General features: G+C 76.1%; 3 protein-coding genes and 1 riboswitch. All 3 genes read left to right on the top strand.

What is annotated here, in order from left to right; translation table 11 throughout:
- The first annotated feature begins 2 nt into the window (after positions 1-2).
- Complete coding sequence (locus tag EF918_RS34145; RefSeq protein ID WP_125652760.1) at positions 3-1,037, top strand: MBL fold metallo-hydrolase; 1,035 nt, start codon at positions 3-5, stop codon at positions 1,035-1,037.
- A gap of 208 nt (positions 1,038-1,245) precedes the next feature.
- Positions 1,246-1,315, top strand: a riboswitch (cobalamin riboswitch).
- A 130-nt stretch (positions 1,316-1,445) separates the two neighbouring features.
- On the top strand, positions 1,446-2,783 hold the full coding sequence (locus EF918_RS34140) for a prenyltransferase/squalene oxidase repeat-containing protein (RefSeq protein ID WP_125652759.1): 1,338 nt from the start codon (positions 1,446-1,448) through the stop codon (positions 2,781-2,783).
- Positions 2,780-3,134 (top strand): SCO2322 family protein (locus EF918_RS34135; protein WP_260610950.1); only part of this gene is annotated, 355 nt, incomplete at its 3' end. The genes EF918_RS34140 and EF918_RS34135, both read left to right, overlap by 4 nt.

Raw genomic sequence — 3,134 nt, 5'->3', positions numbered from 1 at the left:
GGGTGGTGGTGGAGCATGGTGGGGGTGTGTGGGGGATCAAGGTGCCGATCCCCGACAACCCCCTCGGTCACACCCTCGTGCACGTCCTCGACACCGACCGCGGGCCCGTCCTCGTCGACACCGGCTGGGACGACCCCGCCTCCTGGGAGGCCCTGGCCGCCGGCCTCGGCGCCCTCGGCCTCGCTCCCGCCGACGTCCACGGCGTGGTCATCACCCACCACCACCCCGACCACCACGGCCTCTCCGGCCAGGTCCGCGCGGCCTCCGGCGCCTGGATCGCCATGCACGCCGCCGACACCGAGGTCGTCGTGCGCACCCGGGCCGCCGAACCCGGCGTCTGGTACGACTACATGGCCGAGAAGCTCGCCGCGGCCGGCGCCCCCGAGGAACACCTCGCCCCGCTGCGCGCCGCCCGCCGGGCCGGCCGGCTGCGCACCCTGCCGGGACTGCGGGCCGCCGTGCCCGACCGGGAGATCGTCCCCGGCGAACTGCTCCCCCTCGCCGGCCGCCGGCTCCGCGCGATCTGGACCCCCGGCCACACCCCCGGCCACGTCTGCCTGCACCTGGAGGAGGAGCACCCGGCCCGGCTGCCCGGCCACGGCCGGCTCTTCTCCGGCGACCACCTGCTCCCCGGGATCTCCCCGCACATCGGCCTGTACGAGGACCCCACCGACACCCGGGTCACCGACCCCCTCGGCGACTACCTCGACTCCCTCGAACGCATCGCCCGGCTGGCCCCGGCCGAGGTCCTCCCGGCCCACCAGCACGCCTTCACCGACGCCCCCGCCCGGGTCCGCGACCTGCTGGCGCACCACGCGGACCGGCTGTCGGACCTGTGGCGGCTGCTGTCCGAGCAGGCCCTCACGCCCTGGGCGCTGGCCGAGCGGATGGAGTGGAACCGGCCATGGGCGCAGATCCCGTACGGCTCCCGCAACATCGCCGTCTCGGAGGCGGAGGCGCACCTGCGCCGCCTGGTGAAACAGGGCCGCGCCGAGCCGGTACCGGGCAGCGACCCGGTGACGTACCGGGCCCTGTGAGCGGCGTACGCACCCCCGTTCGGCCGGCTGCCGACCCGCTGTGCGGCGGGTCCCGCCCGGCACCGGGCCGGCACCGGCCCGGTGCCGGGACGCGGCCCCGGTACGGATCAGGCCGGGGCCGGGAGCAGGTGGCCGGGCGGCGTCGGTGGCCGGTCGGGGCGGGATCGCGTCCGGGTACAGTGGGCCGGTCGTCCACACCTCCGTACGGGGGGAAGCCGGTGCGAATCCGGCGCTGACCCGCAACCGTGACCCGCGCTCCGCGGGAAGCCGGAATGCCCCGTGCCGAGGTCGAACGGCTCGTGCCGCCGAAGCCTTCGGCGGCCGGCACCGTCGAGGTCAACGGAGCCGGAGCCGGTGCCTCCGCGCGCCTGCCTCCCGCTCCCCGGCAGGAGAGGCAACCCGCTCCCCATGTATGTCCGCCGCAGCGCCGCAGTACTCGCCGCCTCGGTCGCGCTCTGCGCGTCCGCCGCTCCCGCCGCCCTCGCCGATCCGTCACCCGCGGCATCCGCTGCGCCCTCGGCCCCGGCGAACCAGCCGCCCGCCGCCCCGGCCGCCCCCACCGGCCTCTACGGCACGGGCGACCCCACGTACGACGGCGTCTTCCGCCAGTCGCTCTCCCTCCTCGCCCAGCACTCCGTCGGCGTCCGGCCCGCCCCGGCCGCCGTGTCCTGGCTGACCGGCCAGCAGTGCGCGAACGGCTCGTTCGCCGCGTTCCGCGCCGACCCCACCAAGGCGTGCGACGCGACCACCATGGCCGACACCAACGCCACCGCCGCGGCCGTGCAGGCACTGGCCGCGCTCGGCGGCCACCAGGACGCGGTGACGAAGGCCGTGGACTGGCTCAAGTCCGTCCAGAACGAGGACGGCGGCTGGAGCTACGGCCCCGGCACCGCCATGGACTCCGGTACGGACGCCAACTCGACCGGCATCGTGATCGGCGCGCTCGCCGCGGCGGGCGAGGAGCCCGACAAGGTGAGGTCGAAGAAGAACGTGGCGGGCGGGACCGCGCTCCAGTGGCTGCAGATCCGCTGCCAGCAGGAGGGCGAGACCGGCCCGACGCCGTCGGGCGCGTTCGCGTTCCAGGCCGACAAGTCCGGCAAGCTGCTGCCGAACGCCGACGCGACCGCGGCGGCGGTGCTCGGCGTGCTCGGCACGGGCATGGCCGTCCAGACGCCCACCGGGGACGCGGCGAAGAAGGACTTCACGGCGGTCAACCCGCTGAGCTGCAAGATGGGGCCCGGGGACGGACAGCTGTCGGCGGACAACGGCGCCAAGTACCTGGCCGACACCATGGCCGCGACCGGCCACCACCTGATGTCGGCCATGCCCGGCGCGACCGACCAGCCCGACTTCGGCAACACCGCCGACGCGGTGGTGGCCCTGGCCGCCGCGGGCTACCCGGCCGCGGCCGCCCAGCCCCTGAGCTGGCTCCAGCAGAACGCCGCCGGCTGGGCGAAGACGGCCGGCCCGGCCGCGTACGCCCAGCTCATCCTGGCCGCCCGCGCCACGGGCGCCGACCCGCGCGCGTTCGGCGGCACCGATCTGGTGGCGGCGCTGAACGCCCAGGGCCCGGCGCCGCAGACGGACAAGCCGCAGCCCGAGCAGCAGAAGAACGAGGAGAAGAAGAAGGAGCAGAAGAAGGAGGACAGCGGCTCGTCCATCGGCTGGATGATCGGCGCGGGCGCGGCCGCCGGTGTCGGTATCGGCTTCCTCCTGAGCGGCCGCCGGAAGAAGCAGCAGCCGTGAGGCGCCGCCTGGCCGTCCTCTGCACGCTGGGCGCCGTGCTGGCGCTCGTCGCGGCGGCCCCGGCGCTGGCGGCGGGCTACCGCTACTGGTCCTTCTGGGAGGGCGGCGGCGCACAGGAGTGGACGTACGCGAACCAGGGCCCGTCGCAGCTGCGCCCGCAGGACGGTACGGTCCTGGGCTTCCGCTTCGCCGTCAGCCAGGACGCGGCGGCGGAGGCGGCCAGGCCGAGGGCCGCCGCGGACTTCGCGGCGATCTGCGGCACCACGGCTCCGGTGGAGGGCCGCAAGCGGGTCGCCCTGGTGGTGGACTTCGGCGTCCCCGCGGACGCCCCGTCGGGCGAGGCCCCGCCCC

The organism is Streptomyces sp. WAC06614, assembly GCF_003949795.1.
GTDB lineage: Bacteria > Actinomycetota > Actinomycetes > Streptomycetales > Streptomycetaceae > Streptomyces.
Note: the sequence above shows the minus strand (reverse complement) of the source record. Positions and strands in the feature narration are given on the sequence as shown.

Coding starts and splice junctions, on each gene's coding strand:
- EF918_RS34140 (WP_125652759.1), top strand. CDS start 1,446: ATGTATGTCCGCCGCAGCGCCGCAGTACTCGCCGCCTCGGTCGCGCTC.